This window comes from Streptomyces sp. NPDC030893 (genome assembly GCF_055571535.1).
This window is the reverse complement of the sequence record NZ_JBVIFC010000004.1, coordinates 17906-33784: the sequence shown is the minus strand read 5'-3', so window position 1 is coordinate 33784 and position 15879 is coordinate 17906. Positions and strand designations below refer to the sequence as shown.

General features: G+C 74.1%; 9 protein-coding genes. All 9 read left to right on the top strand.

Annotation, left to right across the window (positions count from 1 at the left end; translation table 11 throughout):
* Positions 1-431 precede the first annotated feature (431 nt).
* Positions 432-1910 carry a sugar transferase gene (locus ACZ434_RS10135; RefSeq protein ID WP_468453771.1) on the top strand — a complete coding sequence of 493 codons (1479 nt, stop codon included), beginning with the start codon at positions 432-434 and terminating at the stop codon, positions 1908-1910.
* Positions 1911-1983: 73 nt separating this feature from the next.
* Positions 1984-3303 carry a nucleotide sugar dehydrogenase gene (locus ACZ434_RS10130; protein ID WP_468453769.1) on the top strand — a complete coding sequence of 440 codons (1320 nt, stop codon included), beginning with the start codon at positions 1984-1986 and terminating at the stop codon, positions 3301-3303.
* The gene (locus ACZ434_RS10125; protein ID WP_468453767.1) at positions 3293-4564 is read left to right on the top strand and encodes a glycosyltransferase family 4 protein; all 1272 of its coding nucleotides are present in this window, start codon (positions 3293-3295) and stop codon (positions 4562-4564) included. Before ACZ434_RS10130 ends, ACZ434_RS10125 begins: the two co-directional genes overlap by 11 nt.
* Positions 4561-5928 carry a YveK family protein gene (locus ACZ434_RS10120; protein ID WP_468453765.1) on the top strand — a complete coding sequence of 456 codons (1368 nt, stop codon included), beginning with the start codon at positions 4561-4563 and terminating at the stop codon, positions 5926-5928. The genes ACZ434_RS10125 and ACZ434_RS10120 overlap by 4 nt, the downstream gene beginning before the upstream one ends.
* Entirely contained in the window at positions 5925-7478 is a 1554-nt protein-coding gene (locus tag ACZ434_RS10115) for a Wzz/FepE/Etk N-terminal domain-containing protein (protein WP_468453763.1), read from the top strand. Before ACZ434_RS10120 ends, ACZ434_RS10115 begins: the two co-directional genes overlap by 4 nt.
* A gap of 3 nt (positions 7479-7481) precedes the next feature.
* Positions 7482-9434: an asparagine synthase (glutamine-hydrolyzing) gene (asnB, locus tag ACZ434_RS10110; RefSeq protein WP_468453760.1), complete on the top strand. Its 1953-nt coding sequence runs from the start codon at positions 7482-7484 to the stop codon at positions 9432-9434.
* On the top strand, positions 9431-11635 hold the full coding sequence (locus ACZ434_RS10105) for a bi-domain-containing oxidoreductase (protein ID WP_468453758.1): 2205 nt from the start codon (positions 9431-9433) through the stop codon (positions 11633-11635). The genes asnB and ACZ434_RS10105 overlap by 4 nt, the downstream gene beginning before the upstream one ends.
* Positions 11632-14346 carry a heparinase II/III family protein gene (locus ACZ434_RS10100; RefSeq protein ID WP_468453756.1) on the top strand — a complete coding sequence of 905 codons (2715 nt, stop codon included), beginning with the start codon at positions 11632-11634 and terminating at the stop codon, positions 14344-14346. Before ACZ434_RS10105 ends, ACZ434_RS10100 begins: the two co-directional genes overlap by 4 nt.
* Before the next feature lie 14 nt (positions 14347-14360).
* A complete protein-coding gene (locus ACZ434_RS10095) occupies positions 14361-15878 on the top strand; it encodes a right-handed parallel beta-helix repeat-containing protein (protein ID WP_468453754.1) in 1518 nt (505 codons plus the stop codon).
* The last annotated feature ends 1 nt before the right edge of the window (position 15879 follow it).

The window sequence follows — 15879 nt, the reverse complement described above, 5'->3', positions numbered from 1 at the left end:
TGAACACGAATTGCACACAACCCCTCTTCATACCGGGGCCTCATGGTCTAGATTGACCGTGCTTCAAGTGTTCGGGCACAAGGCAACAAAAATGATCTATCGGTCCGGCGTGACGGGAAGCCGACAGTCGCATCCCCCGCGCCAGACGTGGGGGTGATCAATTCCTGGAGCCCGGGAGGGAGTTCGGGTGCGGGGAGCACCCGGGACTCCGGCGGGTTCCCGCGTACCTCGAGAGTTCGGCAGGTCGGGCAAGTCCCCTGCCGCCAGGGTGGGTTGTTCACACGGTTCTGCATCAGCCGGCATGTCATGCGCGGGAGGCGGGGGCCTCACCGCGGGGAGGAACGGCGCGGCACGGGGGGCGGGGGCTCCCCGGGGGTGGGAGGAACAGTGCTAGGCGAACACGTCGAACCACTGGGAACCTGGGGGGTTCTGTGCGGCAAGGGGGATTACTCAGTACGTTTCCGCCGGCGCGCGAGCGCCTGGCGAACGGGGGGGCCGACCGGCCCGCGAGCGACTGGGAGCACCGGTACCGCCGTACCGTGATCACCGCCGACACCGTGGCCACCGGCTGCGTGGTGGCGTCGATCGGCAACTTCTTCGGGGCCCGGGACGCGGCCGACTGGCACGAGAAGTGGGGGATCCTGGCCTTCGGCACCTGGCTGCTGGTGCTGGGTGCGCTCGCGGTGAGCCGGTCGTGGGCCCCCGCGGTGCTCGGCCAGGGCGCCGAGGAGTTCCGCCGGCTCGGACGCTCGCTGTTCATGGCGACCGTCGTGCTGGCCCTCGGCGGAATCGCCCTCACCTCGCGCAACATCAAGCTGTGGATCTTCGTCGCGGTCCCCGCCATCGCGGTCGTCACCATGACCGAGCGGTACGTGCTGCGCCTGTGGCTGCACCGGCAGCGCAAGGAGGGCCGGTGCCTGAGACCGGTGCTCGCCGCCGGAAGCCCGGCCACCGTGCGCGACCTGATCACCCGTACCCGCAAGTTCCCGCACCTCGGCTGGCGGGTGGACGCCGTGTGCACCACGTACGGCGCCGGACTCGACGGTGACCGGCTGGACGGGGTGCCGGTCGTCGGTCGGCTGGCGGACGTGGCGGACCACGTCCACCGCGACGGCTACCGCGTCGTCGCGGTCACCCCGGACCCGCACTGGTCACCCCACCGGCTCCAGCGGCTGGCCTGGAGCCTCGAAGGCAGCGACACCGAGATGGTCGTGGCGCCCGTGCTCATGGAGGTGGCCGGCCCGCGGCTGCACATCGACGCGGTGCTCGGGATCCCGCTGCTGCGGGTCAGCATGCCGGCCTTCACCGGGGGCCGCCGGGCGGTCAAAGGGGTCGTCGACCGGATGGGCGCGGCCGTCCTGATCCTGCTGCTCGCGCCGCTGATGCTGCTCGTCGGGCTGCTCGTGGTGGCCGACAGCCGGGGCGGGGTGTTCTACCGGCAGCGCAGAGTGGGCAAGGACGGCCGCGAGTTCACCATTCTGAAGTTCCGCACCATGGTGCCCGGGGCGCACCGGGCACGTGCCGAGCTGGCCCACCGCAACGAGGGCGCCGGGCTGCTGTTCAAGCTCCGCCGGGATCCGCGGGTGACCCGGGTGGGAACGGTGCTGCGCCGCTACTCGCTCGACGAACTCCCGCAACTGTTCAACGTACTGACCGGATCGATGTCGCTCGTCGGTCCGCGGCCCCCGCTGCCGGAGGAGTCCGCCGCCTACGGCCCGGACATCCGGCGGCGGCTGCTGGTCAAGCCCGGCCTCACCGGCCTGTGGCAGATCAGCGGGCGCAGCGACCTGTCGTGGGAGGAGGCGGTCCGGCTGGACCTGCGGTACGTGGAGGACTGGTCGCTCGCCCTGGACACGGTGATCCTGTGGAAGACGCTGCGCGCGGTGCTCCACGGGCAGGGGGCCTACTGATGCGCGGCGGCCGAGGACCGGCCGGAGCGCGGACCGCGGGCCGTGAGGGCCTGCCTGGGGGGAGGAACGGGTCATGAGAGTCAGCGTGTTCGGACTCGGCTACGTGGGCTGCGTGTCGGCCGCGTGCCTGGGGAGCATGGGGCACGAGGTCGTCGGGGTGGACGTGAACCAGGTGAAGGTGGACCTGGTCAACGACGGCAAGGCCCCGGTGGTCGAGGAGCGGATCGGCGAACTGCTCGCCGAGGTGGTGGGGAAGGGAGCGCTGCGCGCCACCGGTGACGTCCGCGAGGCGATCATGAACAGCGAGGTGTCGCTGGTCTGCGTGGGCACACCGTCGGAACCCAACGGCAGCCTGTGCACGACGTACTTGGAGCGGGTGACCGAGCAGATCGGCGCCGCGCTCGCCGAGCGGGGCGGCCGGCACACCGTCGTGTTCCGCAGCACCATGCTCCCGGGCACCTGCCTGAACCTGCTGGTGCCGATCCTGGAGAAGTACGTCGGCGGCACCGCCGGGGTGGACATCGGGGTCGCGGTCAACCCGGAGTTCCTGCGCGAGGGCACCAGCGTGCGGGACTTCTTCGACCCGCCCAAGACCGTCATCGGCGAACTGGACCGGGCCAGTGGTGACGTGGTGGCGGCGCTGTACGAGGGCCTGCCGGGCGAGGTGTTCCGGGTGCCGGTGCCGACCGCCGAGGCCATCAAGTACGCGGACAACGCCTTCCACGGCCTCAAGATCGGCTTCGCGAACGAGCTGGGCGCGGTGTGCCAGGCCCTCGGGGTGGACTCGCACCAGGTGATGGACGTGTTCCTGGCCGACCGCAAACTGAACATCAGCCCCGCCTACCTGCGGCCCGGCTTCGCCTTCGGCGGCTCCTGCCTGCCCAAGGACCTGCGCAGCCTGGTCCACGCGGCGCGGCAGGCCGACGTCTCGGTGCCCATCCTCTCCCACGTGCTGCCCTCCAACGCCGACCATCTGCAGCGCGCGGTGGAGCTGGTCGAACGCACCGGAAAACGCCGGGTGGGACTGTTCGGGCTGTCCTTCAAACCCGGCACCGACGACCTCCGCGAGAGCCCCCTCGTCGAACTGGCGGAGCGGCTCTTCGGCAAGGGGTACGACCTGCGGATCCACGACGCCAACGTGAGCCTCTCCCGGCTGCTCGGCGCGAACCGCGAGTACATCGAGACCCGGCTGCCGCACCTCGCGCAGCTGCTCGCGGACTCCGTCGAGGAGGTGCTGGAACACGCCGAGGTGTGCCTGGTCGGAACCAGGGACCCGGCCGTGCTGTCGGCGCTGCCCCAGGGCGGCCGCGGCCCGGTGATCGTCGACCTCGTCCGCCTCCCCGACGCCGAGGCGCGCCGGGCCGAACCGGGATACGTGGGCCTTGCTTGGTGACAGATCGTCCGACGACACGGCCGGCGGCGGCCGGCGCGCACTGGTCCTCGTGGAGAACCTGTCGGTGCCGTTCGACCGGCGGGTGTGGCAGGAGTGCACGACGCTGCGCGACGCCGGCTGGGAGGTGCACGTCATCTGCCCCCGCGGAACCAAGCGGGACACGGAGGCCGAGGCGGTGATCGACGGCGTACGGATCCACCGCTACCCGCTGCGCGCGGCCACCGGGGGTCCGGCCGGCTATCCGCGGGAGTACGGAACGGCGCTGTGGCACACGGTCCGGCTGGCCCGGAAGGTCGGCCCGGTCGACGTGGTGCACGCCTGCAACCCGCCCGACCTGCTGTTCCTGCCGGCCCTGTGGATGAAGCGGCGCGGCGCCCGGTTCGTCTTCGACCAGCACGACCTGGTGCCCGAGCTGTATCTGTCCCGGTTCGGCCGCGGCAAGGACCTGCTCTACCGCGGTGTGTGCGCGCTGGAACGGATGACCTACCGGGCCGCGGACGTCGTGCTCGCCACCAACGAGAGCTACCGGGACGTCGCGGTGCGCCGCGGCGGCCGGCGGCCCGAGGACGTCTTCGTGGTGCGCAGCGCGCCCGACACCGGCCGGTTCCACCCCGTACCGCCCGAGCCGGAGCTGAAGCGCGGCAAGCCCCATCTGCTGTGCTACCTGGGCGTCATGGGCCCCCAGGACGGCGTCGACTACGCGCTGCGGGCCCTGGCGAAGCTCCGCGACGAGCTGGGGCGGACCGACTGGCACGCGGTGTTCGTCGGCGCGGGCGACACCTTCGACGCGATGGTGGAGCTGTCGGGGCGGCTCGGGCTCGCCGAGCAGGTGCAGTTCACCGGGCGGATCCCGGACGCCGACCTGGTGCGCTACCTGTCCACCGCGGACGTGTGCCTCTCCCCCGACCCGCACAACCCGCTCAACGACGTGTCGACCATGAACAAGGTCCTGGAGTACATGGTGATGGGCCGGCCGATCGTCTCGTTCGACCTCCGGGAGGCGCGGGTCTCCGCCGGTGACGCCGCCCTCTACGCCCCGGCGAACGACGAGGCCGAGTTCGCGCGGCTCGTCGCGCTGCTGCTGGACGATCCCGAGCAGCGGGCCCGGATGGGCAAGAGCGGCCAGGAGCGGATCAACGGGCCGCTCGCCTGGCGCAATTCGCAGGCGTCGCTGCTGGCCGCCTACGCCGCCGCCTGCCGCGACCGCCCCGCGGGGCCCGCGGGCGGACCTCGCCGCGAAGGGAAGAGGCAGCGCCGTTGAACGACGACACGATACGCCTGGCCACGATCGGGCGGCTGATCCGCCGGCGCGGACGGCTGCTGACCGTCCTCGCCGTGCTGGGCGCCCTCGTGGGCCTGGGCACCTCCCTGGTGTTCCCGCCGCGCTACACGACGTCGGCGTCGGTACTGCTGCCGGGGGCGTGGGAGGAGCGCGAACTGCTGACCCAGGTGGAGATCGCGACCAGTTCGGTGGTGCTCGACCGGGCGGCGGCCGAGCTCGACTGGAACGGGGTCGGCGGCGAGGAGCTGCGGGACCGGGTGAGCGCCGAGGCGGCCGACGGGAACATCATCGAGATCTCGGGCACGGCCGACACCCCCGAGCGCGCACAGCAGCTCTCCGACCGGATGGTCGAGCAGTTCGTCGCCTTCGCCGCGCGCGTCGTCGGCGACAGCGCCGACCCGGAGGCGGCGGCGCGCCCCGAGGAACTGCGGCAGATCGTCGTGCGGACCAGCCGCCGCATCACCGAACTGGCCGACGCGGCCGACCCCGGGCGGACCGTGGAGAGCGTGCAGACCCGCACCGAGCTCGCGAAGCTGCGCACCGCGCTGCAGGAGGCCGTCGCCAAGCTGGACCAGGCCGACCCGGCCGCGGCCAGGGCCGGCCTGGTCGTCATGGGGCCGGCGGCCCGCCCGGACGGCGAGGCACCGCCGACCAGGCCGCAGCTGATCGCGGGCGGGGCGCTGCTGTTCTTCCTGCTCGCGATCGCGGGCCAGCTCACCGCCGCCCGCATGAGCCGGCGGCTGCGCACCGAGCCGGAGATCGCCGACGCGCTGCGCTCCCCGCTGCTGGGGACCGTCGACGTACCCGGGGAACAGCCCGCGCACCGGCCCGGGGACAGCGGTCCGCGGGACCGGATCCGCAGGCTGCTGGGCGTGGACACCCGCTGGGACACCCCCGTACCGCAGCGGTCGGGCGACGAGGCCGACCGGCGGCTCCGCTACCGGCGGGTGTGCGCCCGCCTCCGGGACCGGCTGCCCGCCCGCCGGCGGCTGCTGCTCGTGGTCCCGGAGGGCGACCGGACCGCCCTCCGGGCCGCCGGGCTGCTCGCCGCCGAGACGGGGGACGAACCCCGCTCGCGGGTGGTGGAGGTCCCGGTGTCCCGGCCGATGGTGCCGGACCAGGGCGACGAGTCCGGTGCCCTGGTCGTCGTCAGCGCGGGCCACTGGACCGCGGAGGAACTCGCCGGCATCGCCGGGGCCTGCGGGGACGCGGGTCACGAGATCGTCGGCGTGGTCCTCGCCGGCCCGGTCACGGCCGGTGCGGCGCGGTCCGCCGGCCGTCCCCGGGACACCGCCGCGCCGGCGCTCGCGGTGGGCGGCGGCACGAAGGGAGGTACGGCGTGACCACGCGTACGACACCCGAGTCACGGGCCTCCGCCCCGCTGCTGGACCTGCACGCCCTCGTGGTGGCGGTGCGCAGACGGCGCCGCGTCTGGTGCTCCCTGGCGCTGCTGGGGCTGCTCGCCGGCGCGGCGGTGGCCGTCCTGCTGCCGCCGCCGCCGACCGCGGTGACCAAGGTGCTGGTGGCGCATCAGCAGGACCAGCCGAACGACCCCGGAACACTGATCCGCACCGACGCCGCGCTGCTGCACACCACGCGGATCGCCGGTGAGGCACTGCGGTCCCTCGAGTCCCCCGAGAAGCCTGAGGACTTCATGGAGGACTACGAGGGACTCGGCCTGACCAACAACCTGCTCCGGATCACCGTGACCGGTGACAGCGACGCGGAAGCGGTGGCCCGCGCCGGAGCGCTGGCCGAGGCGTTCGTCGCCGACCACGTGCGACGCATCCGGGACGCGGCGGACGCCGACGCCGAGGCCCTGCTCGAACAGCGCGACCGCATGCGGAAGGAACTCGCCGAGGTCAACGAGGCGATCGGCGAGGGTCCGGAGTCGAGCGCGCCGCAGGACTCGGCGAACATGGAGTCGCTCTTCGCCCGCCGCGCCGAACTCACCTCCCGCATCAGCGACTTCGGCCAGCGCGCCGAGGAGGCGCGGGTGGGCACGCCCCAACTCGTCGCCGGGACGCAGATCGTGGACGCGCCGCGCGTGGTGCGGCACTCCCTGCCGATGGCCGCGGGCACCAACGCCGCGATCGGGCTCGTCCTCGGGCTGGCCCTCGGGCTCGCGGTGGCCGCGGTCACCTCGGTCGTGGCGGACCGCCCCGTACTGCGCCGGGACATCGCGGCGAACCTCGGCGCGTCGGTGATCGCGGAGCTGCCCCGCCGTACGGCCGGGCCGTGGCGGCGCCGCCGCGGCCGGGCGGCACGCAGCCGGCTCACCACGTCCCTGACCCGCACCGTGCGCGGCTCGGCGGAGCGGGTGTCGCTGCTGGAACTGGGCTGTGCGCGCGGCACGGCCGGGATCGCCCTGGACCTCGCGCGGGAACTGGCCGGGGAGGAGGCGGTGACCGTCGTCGACGGTCTGCCCGGCCCGCAGCTCTCCGGCCGCCGCCCGAAGCCGGGAGACCCGGCCGTGGTGGGCGCCGAGCGGGCCGCGGACCTGCCGTCCGGGCAGCGCGCGCTCGGCGTCGGATCGGTGGCGCCCGGCACGGCGTGGACCGACCTGCGCCACCTCGGCACCCGGACCGTGCTCGTGGTGCGGGCCGGGCACGGCAGCGCGGCATGGCTGCACACCGTGGCGCGGCAGCTCGCGGAACAGCGCATCACGGTGATCGGGGTGGTGCTGACCGACCCCGATCCGCGGGACCGGACCGACGGCACGCTGTGGGACGGGCCGCACGGCACGCCGCGCGCGCGGAGCGAGCGGCCGGCCCGGCAGAACGGCGGGGGCAGCTCCCCCGCCGCCCAGGCAGTGGGGGAGGTCCCGCGCCGCACTGAGCGGCTGCCGATGCCGGCGGCGCGGGTCCCCGGCAGCGACCAGGAGGCGCGGTAGCACATGTGTGGCATCGCAGGCACATACCGGTGGCCGGACGGGAAGGCCGTCACCGACCGCCTCACCGACACCCTCGCCCACCGCGGTCCGGACGGCGCGGGCCGGTACAGCCACGGCGCCGGTGACGGCGAGGTGCACCTCGGGCACCGCCGGCTGGCCGTCATCGACCTGTCCGCGACCGGCGCCCAGCCGATGGTCTCCGACGGGCTCGCCCTGACGTACAACGGCGAGCTGTACAACGCGCCCGAGCTGCGCGCCGAGTTGGAGGCCGCCGGAGTGCGCTTCCGCGGCACCTCCGACACCGAGGTGCTGCTGGAGGCGTGGCGGCGGTGGGGCACGGACTGTCTGCCCCGGCTGCGCGGCATGTTCGCGTTCGGGATCTTCGACGAGCGCACCGGTGAGCTGGTGCTCGCCCGCGACCAGCTCGGCATCAAGCCGCTGTTCCTGCTGCGGCGCGGCGAGGGGCTGGTGTTCGCCTCCGAACTCAAGGCGCTCGCCGCCGTGACCGGCGGGAAGCTGGAGGTGGACCACGCGGCCCTGGTGGCCTCCCTGCTGTACTACTGGGTGCCGGACTCGCGGTGCGCGTTCCGGGAGGCGGAGAAGCTGCCGCCGGGGAGCTGGCTGCGGTGCCGGCCCGACGGCCGGGTGGAACGGGGCCGGTACTGGCATCTGAAGGAGGTCGCCGCCGAGGGCCGGGAGCGGGCCCTGGCCGGTGAGCGGCCGGACATCGCGGCCGTCGTCGAGGAGTCGACCCGGCGCCACCTGCTCTCCGACGTGCCCGTGGCGACGTTCCTCTCCGGCGGCCTGGACTCCAGCTATCTGACCGCGCTGGCCGCCCGTGAGCGGCCCGGCATCTCCGCTTACACGATCGGGTTCCGCGCCGAGGACGCCAGGTTCGAGGCGATGCCGGACGACCTGCGCTACGCCCGGCAGGTGGCCGGGCGGTTCGGCGTCGACCTGCACGAGATCGAGATCGCCCCGGACGTGCTCGACCTGCTGCCGCGGATGACGTACCACCTGGACGAGCCGATCGGCGACCCCGCCGCGATCAACACGTTCCTGATCTGCTCGGCCGCCCGGGAGGCCGGGGTCAAGGTGATGCTCTCGGGGATGGGGGCCGACGAGCTGTTCGCCGGCTACCGCAAGCACCTGGCCAACCTGCTGGCGGTGCGCTACCAGCGGGTCCCGCGGCCGCTGCGGCGCGGGGTGTCCGGCGCGGTGGGGCGGCTGCCGGTGGCGACCAGCCGCCGGGGGCTGCGGTCGGTGCGCTTCGCGAAGCGGTTCCTGTCCTTCGCCGATCTGCCGGAGGAGACCGCGTTCCGGCGCAGTTACACCATGTACGACCGGGAGGAGCTGCTCGGCCTGGTCGATCCGGACCTGGCCGGAACGGTCGAGGACGTGCTGACCGAGCACGCGGACGTCTACGCCGACAACGAGCTGGACGACTTCGTCAACCGCATGTGCCTGGGCGACGCCCGCATGTTCCTGCCGGGTCTGAACCTGACGTACACGGACCGCTCCAGCATGGCCGCGTCGACGGAGGTGCGGGTGCCGTACGTGGACGTCGAGGTGGTCAGGGCGGCGTTCGCCGTGCCCGGCGACCGCAAGATCGTCGGACGGCAGGGCAAGGCCGTCCTCAAGGAGGCGGCCACCTCGATCCTGCCCCGGGAGATCGTCCACCGGCCCAAGGGCCTGTTCAGCGCCCCGCTGCGGGCCTGGATGAGCCGGGACCTGGCTCCGCTGGTGCGTGAGGTCGTCCACGACGGCGAGCTCGTGCGTTCCGGGTTCCTGCGCCGCGACGCGCTGCGGCGGCTGGTCGCCGCGGACGCCGCCGGGCAGCAGGACTACTCCAAGCATCTGTGGCACGTGCTGACCCTCGAGTACTGGTATCGCGGCGCGATCTCCGGGGCCGGCCAGAACTCCCTCGACGGCGTAGAGACAAGAGGACTTCGGTGAAACAGGTCGTACAGAACTACAAGAGCGGCGAGCTGGCCCTGCTCGACGTGCCGGAGCCGGGGTGCAAGCCGGGCGGTGTGCTGGTGCGCAGCGCCTACTCGCTGATCTCCACCGGGACCGAGCTGATGAAGGTGTCCGAGGCCGGCATGTCGATGCTGGGCAAGGCCCGTTCCCGGCCGGACCAGGTGGCCAAGGTCGTGCAGAGCGTGGCCACCAACGGCGTGCCCGCCACCTACCGCAAGGTGATGGGCAAGCTGGACTCGTACACGCCGCTGGGCTATTCGCTGTGCGGGGTGGTCGAGCAGGTGGGCGCCGGGATCGACGACGTGGCCGTCGGCGACCTGGTGGCCTGCGCGGGCAACGAGCACGCGCTGCACGCCGAGTTGAACTGGGTGCCGAAGAACCTCTACGCGCCGGTGCCGGACGGTCTCGCGCCGCAGCACGCCGCCTTCGGCACCGTCGGGTCGATCGCCCTTCAGGGCGTCCGCCAGGGCGAGCCGCAACTCGGCGAGGTGGCGCTGGTCGTGGGCCTGGGGCTGATCGGGCAGCTGGTGGTGCAGCTGCTGGCCGCCTCGGGGGTGCGGGTCGTCGGGGCCGACCCCGACCCGGTGCGCTGCGAGCTGGCCGAGCGGCTGGGCGCGGCGGCCTGCGGCGATCCGGCCTCCCCGGCCGTGGAGAACGCCGTCGCCGAACTCACCGACGGCCACGGCGTGGACCAGGTGTACCTGGCCGCCGGCGGGGGCAGCAACCAGCCCGTCGAGCTGGCCGCCCGGATGAGCCGGGACCGCGGCCGGGTGATCGACATCGGCAAGTGCCGCCTGGACCTGCCGTGGAACGCGTACTACGAGAAGGAGCTCGACGTCCGGTTCTCCCGCAGCTACGGCCCCGGGCGCTACGACCCGGAGTACGAACTCGACGGGCGGGACTACCCGATCGGCTACGTGCGCTGGACCGAGCGCCGCAACCTGGCGTGCTTCCTGGACCTCGCCGCCCGCGGCCGGGTCGACGTGGAGCCCCTGGTCTCCCACACGGCCGCCTTCGAGGATGCCGTGGAGACCTACCGCAGCCTGGAGGACGGCGGCCTGAAGGCCGTGGCCGTGCTGTTCCGGTACCCCGGGCGGACGGCGGAGGCGACGGCCCCGGAGGCGCGGGCCCCGGAGGTGGCGGTGCCCGCGGTCCGGCGCGGCGCCGGCACGGCGTCCGCACCGGCCCGGGCCGCCGGGACGCCGGTGCGGCTGGCGTTCGTCGGCGCGGGGAACTACGCCTCGTCGATGCTGCTCCCGCACCTGGCGGGGCGCGACGGCGTCGAGCTGTCCACGGTCGTCACCACGACGGCGCTGTCCGGGGCCAACGCGCAGCGGAAGTTCGGCTTCGCCGGGGCGACCACCGATCTCGACGCCGTGCTCGGCGACCCGTCCGTCGACGCGGTGTTCGTGGTCACCCGGCACAGTTCGCACGCCGAGCTGACCCGCCGGGCGCTGCTGGCCGGCAAGGCGGTGTTCGTGGAGAAGCCGCTGGCGCTCACCGGGGAGGAACTGGCCTCGGTGCTCGCCGCGGTGGAGGAGTCCGGCAACGACCGGCTCCAGGTGGGCTTCAACCGCCGCTTCGCCCCGCTGCTGCGGGAGGCCGGGGAGCTGTTCGGCCCCCGCACCGGGCCGGGCCACCTGCGCTACCTGGTCAACGCGGGCCGGCTGGACCACGGCAGCTGGTACCTGCGGCAGGCCACGGAGGGCTCCCGGTTCACGGGCGAGGGCGGGCACTTCATCGACACGGCGAGCCGGCTGCTCGGCGCCGACCCCGTCTCGGTGTACGCGGTCGCCACGTCCGGCAACGAGGACCTCCAGGTGCTGCTGCGCTACCCGGACGGGTCCACCGCCGCCATCAGCTACGTCACCACCGGCCCGGCCGGCTTCCCCAAGGAGACCCTGGACCTGGTCGCGGACGGCCGCGCGCTGCGCCTCGACGACTTCCTCCGGGCCTCCGTCCACGACGGCCGCCGCAAGCGGTGGGCCGGCTCCCGGCTGCCCAAGGCGCGGGACAAGGGCCAGTCCGCCGAACTGGCCGCGTTCGTCAGGGCCGTGCGGACCGGCGGGCCGATGCCGGTGCCGCTGGAGTCGCTGGTGGCCACCACGGCGGCCACCCTCGCCGTGCCGGCGAGCCTGGCCGCCGGTGCGCCGGTGACGCTGGCGGGGGCGCGATGACGGCGCGTTCGGGGAGTCCCGGCTGGTACCTGCGGCGGCTGTCCCGGATGGGGCCGCGGGAGGTCGGCGGCCGGGTCGGTGACACGGTGCGCAGGCGGCGGTGGCGGTCGGTGCGGCCCGACTGCCCGGCCGTGACCGGCGCCCGGTTCACCGCGGCGCTGCCGTCCGGGACGCTCGACGCGGTGCCGGCGGACGCCGTGAAGCGGCTCGTCGCCGAGGCGGACCGGCTGATGGCCGGGCACGGCGGGTTCTTCGGGGTGGAACGGCACGACCTGGCCGACCCGGACTGGTGCCTCGACCCGAAGACCGGGCGCCGGGCGCCCTCGGTGTACGCCTTCGACGTGCCGTACCGGGACGAGGACGCGGTCGGGGACATCAAGCAGATCTGGGAACCGTCCCGGCACCAGTACCTCACCGTGCTCGCCGCGGCGTACGCGGTCACCGGGAACGAGCGGTACGCCGAGCGGGTGGCCGAGCACCTGCGCTCCTGGTGGGCGGCCAACCCGCCGCTGCGCGGGGTGCACTGGGTGAGCGGCATCGAGCTGGGGATCCGGCTGCTGTCGTGGGTGTGGATCCGCCGACTGCTCGACGGCTGGCCGGGCGCGGCCGGGCTGTTCGAGGACGATCCGGTGGCGGTGGAGCAGATCTGGCACCACCAGCGCTGGCTGGCGGCCTTTCCCAGCCGGGGGTCCTCGGCGAACAACCATGCCGTCGCCGAGGCGGCCGGCCGGCTCGCCGCGGCCTGCGCGTTCGGGTGGTTCCCCGCCTCGGCGCGCTGGCGGGCCGACGCGCTGCGGTCGCTGGAGCGGCATCTGCGCGGCAACACCTTCCGCTCCGGCCTCAACCGCGAGCTGGCCACCGAGTACCACGGGCTGGTGCTGGAGCTGGGCCTGGCGGCGGTGGCCGAGGCGGACGCCGCGGGGGTGCCGGTGCCCGGGACGGTGCGGCTGGTGCTGCTGCGGATGACCGACGCGCTGGCGGCCGTCGTGGACGACCGGCTGCGTCCGCCGCGCCAGGGGGACGCGGACGACGGCCACGGACTGGTGCTGGATGGCGCGGGCACCGACCGCTGGGCCTCCCTACTGGCCACCGGCGACGCGGTCTTCGGCCGGCTCCCCTGGTGGCCGGAGGTCACCACCACCGACGTACGCACCCCACTGCTGACGGCACTCATCCACCCGGGAACCGCCCCGGACACCACGGCACCGGAGGTACGCCCCGGGACGGCCCCCCTGACCGGGCTCCCCCGCCCGACCCCCGGCACCCGCCCTCGGGCCACGACACCCCTGGCCGGACGGCTGCACCGCCTACCGGGTACCGCCGCCGCGACACCCGGCACACGCCCCGCGACGGCCCTGACCGCGTGGCTGCGCCGCGCGACCGGCCGCCCCGCCGCCACACCGGGCGCACGCCCGGGAGCGGCGCCCAGGCAACCCCACCCGACCGGTACCGCCGCCGCTGCACCCGGCACACGCCCCGCGACGGCCCTGACCGCGTGGCTGCGCCGCGCGACCGGCCGCCCCGCCGCCACACCGGGCACACGCCCGGGGGCGGCGCCCAGGCAACCCCGCCCGACCGGTGACGCCGCCGCTGCACCCGGCACACGCCCCGCGACGGCCCTGACCGCGTGGCTGCGCCGCGCGACCGGCCGCCCCGTCGTGGCACCGGGGGCACGCCCGGGGGCGGCGCCCAGGCAACCCCGCCCGACCGGTGACGCCGCCGCTGCACCCGGCACACGCCCCACGGCGGCCCTGACCGCGTGGCTGCGCCGCGCGACCGGCGGCCCCGCGGCGCCCCTCGGCAAGTGGTTCCGCCGGATAGCCGGCACCAGCTCCACGGCGCCCCTGGGCGGGTCGCTCCGCCGCGCAACCGGCGACGCCGCGTCCGGTGGGCAGGCGGCAGGGGGCGGGACGCCCGGGGGACGTCACCGGAGCGGGACCGGGGCCGCCCCCGCCGTGGTGCGGCCGGCGAGTCGGCCCGGGCACTTCGGCGACGCCGGGCTCACCGTCCTGCGCGGTCCGGACGGGATCTGGTGCCGCTGCGACGGCGGGCCGCACGGGTTCCTGTCCATCGCCGCGCACGCCCACGCGGACGCGCTGTCCGTGGAGGTCCGGCACGACGGGGTCGACGTGCTCGCCGACCCGGGGACGTACTGCTACCACGGGCAGCCCGAGTGGCGGAGCTACTTCCGCTCCACCCTCGGCCACAACACCCTGCAACTCGACGGCGTCGACCAGTCCGTCTCCGGCGGCCCGTTCCTGTGGACCCGGCACGCCCGCAGCCGCGTCCTGGCCGTGGACACCTGCGGCGACGGCGTGGCCCGCTGGTGCGCCGAACACGACGGCTACCGGCCGTCCGTGCACCGCCGCACAGTGGAACTCACCCACGCCACACAGGAGTTGAAGGTGATCGACGAGGTGCGCGGACCGAGCCGGCCGGTGCGCCTGGCGTTCCACCTCGGCCCCGCGATCACCGCGGACCTGGTGGGGAACCGGGCGGTGCTCACCTGGACCCGCGACGGCGAGGACCGCTCCGCGCGGCTCGAACTGCCCGGACGGCTGGACTGGCGGGCACACCGGGGCGAGAGCGGCCCGCCGCTGGGCTGGTACTCCCCCGGCTTCGGCCGCAAGGAGCCCGCCACCACGCTGGTCGGCACCGGACTCACCGACGGCACGGAGCCGTTCACCACCGTGCTCGGGTTCAAGGACTGAGAGGAGGAGAGCACTTGGGGAGCACGTGGCGACGCCGGGCGATACCGCCGGCGCTGGTCCTGCTGGCGGCGACCGGCTGTGACAGCGCACCGGACGCGCGGCCGGAGCCGACCCCCACGCCGTCCGTGTCCGTGTCCGTGGCCCGGGTGTGCGCAGGGCCCGAACCCGGGCCGGCGAAGGCACCCGCGGGCGCGGTGACGGTCGACCCCGCGGTCACCGGTGACCTGGCGGCGAAGACCAAGAGCAGCCCCCCGGACACCACGTTCTGGCTCATGCCCGGCAAGCACCGGCTGGAGCCGGACCGCTACGCCCAGGTCGTCCCCAAGGAGGGCAACACCTACCTCGGCGCGCCGGGCGCGGTGCTCGACGGCCGCGAGACCAACCAGTACGCGTTCGGCGGCACCGCCCCCGACGTCACCATCCGCCATCTGACCGTGCGGGGGTTCGCCGCGCCGCACGACGAGGGCGTGGTCAACCACGACTCGGCCGACGGGTGGGTGATCGAGCACTCCACGATCCGGGACAACTCCGGCGCCGGGCTGATGGCCGGTGCCCGCCAGCAGGTGCGCGCCAACTGCCTGCGGGACAACGGCCAGTACGGCATGAACGCCTACAAGGGCGACGGCCGGATCACCGACTTGGTGGTCGAGGGCAACGAGATCACCGGCAACAACACCGGTGACTGGGAGCGGCGCCGGCCGGGCTGCGGCTGCACCGGAGGGATCAAGTTCTGGGCCGTCGACGGCGCCGACGTGCGCGGCAACTGGGTGCACGACAACCGCGGCACCGGCCTGTGGGCGGACACCAACAACAACGACTTCCGCATCGAGGACAACGTGCTCGAGGCCAACGACGGTGCCGCGCTGATCTACGAGACCAGCTACAACGCGGTCATCCGCGGGAACACCGTCCGGCGGAACAACTGGGTCGAGGGCCGCCGGTACGCCGACCGCGGCGACACCTTCCCGTTCGCGACGGTCTACGTGTCCGAGTCGGGCGGCGAACCGCGGGTCCCGGCCCGCACGGACAAGATCGAGATCTACCGGAACGTCCTGGAGAACAACTGGTCCGGGATCACCCTGTGGGAGAACGCCGACCGGTTCTGCAACAGCCCGGCCAACACCTCCTCCGGTGACTGCACCCTGCTGGTGGAGGACGTCGACCGCTGCGCACAGCCGGGCATCGCCACCGCGCCGCTCTACGACGACTGCCGGTGGCGGACCCAGCGGGTGGACATCCACGACAACCGCTTCGTGCTGGACAAGTCCGTCGTCGACTGCGTGGACAAGTGCGACCGCATGGCGGTGCTGGCCAACTACGGCACCTACCCGGACTGGTCGCCGTACCAGGGCGAGCGGGTGGCCGAGGCGATCACCCTCGAACAGCACAACCGCTGGCACGACAACGTCTACGTCGGGCCGTGGAAGTTCGTCGCCCACGACCCGAGCCGGGTGCTCGACACCGCCCAGTGGCGGGGAGCGCCGTACCGGCAGGACGCGGACAGCACCTTCCGTTCCGGGAAGGGTGGTTGAG

Bases quoted from the DNA above. Each gene is read 5' to 3' on its own strand.
- ACZ434_RS10130 (WP_468453769.1), top strand. From the start codon at position 1,984: ATGAGAGTCAGCGTGTTCGGACTCGGCTACGTGGGCTGCGTGTCGGCC.
- ACZ434_RS10100 (WP_468453756.1), top strand. From the start codon at position 11,632: ATGACGGCGCGTTCGGGGAGTCCCGGCTGGTACCTGCGGCGGCTGTCC.
- asnB (WP_468453760.1), top strand. From the start codon at position 7,482: ATGTGTGGCATCGCAGGCACATACCGGTGGCCGGACGGGAAGGCCGTC.